Below are 404 nucleotides of genomic sequence, written 5' to 3'. Positions count from 1 at the left end.
GTCCTGGGGCACCCCGCGGCCGGTGGCGTGGAGATTGGCCAGGTTGTAGCGGGCCCAGTCAAGGCCGGCCTGGGCGGCGATCCGATAGTGGACGGCTGCCGCGGCTGGATCCGCCGGGCCGCCCCAGCCATGTTCAAGACAGCGAGCGAGCATATTGCGCGCCATTGCGTGGCCGCGTTCGGCGGCGATCGTGAACCAGGTCCGCGCCAGGGTCGGGTCGCGCTGGATGCCTTGGCCGTCCAGAAGGATCTGTCCGAGCAGGGCCTGGGCTTCCGTCAGGCCCTCGCGCGCAGCGCCAAGGATGGCCTGGGCAACCTCGCCCGGGGTACCGGCCAGTTGTGCGGCGAAACCTTCGGCGTCCAGCGCGTCGTGACGAAGCAGCAGGTGGCGCATGTTCAGAGTTC

Annotated in this window: 1 protein-coding gene; it reads right to left on the bottom strand. The window is 70.0% G+C overall.

The window, feature by feature from the left end; translation table 11 throughout:
* Positions 1–404 (bottom strand): tetratricopeptide repeat protein (locus HFC70_RS26570; protein WP_210259475.1); only part of this gene is annotated, 404 nt, incomplete at both ends.

The sequence above is a fragment of the Agrobacterium sp. a22-2 genome, from assembly GCF_012276985.1.
GTDB lineage: Bacteria > Pseudomonadota > Alphaproteobacteria > Rhizobiales > Rhizobiaceae > Allorhizobium.
Note: the sequence above shows the minus strand (reverse complement) of the source record. Positions and strands in the feature narration are given on the sequence as shown.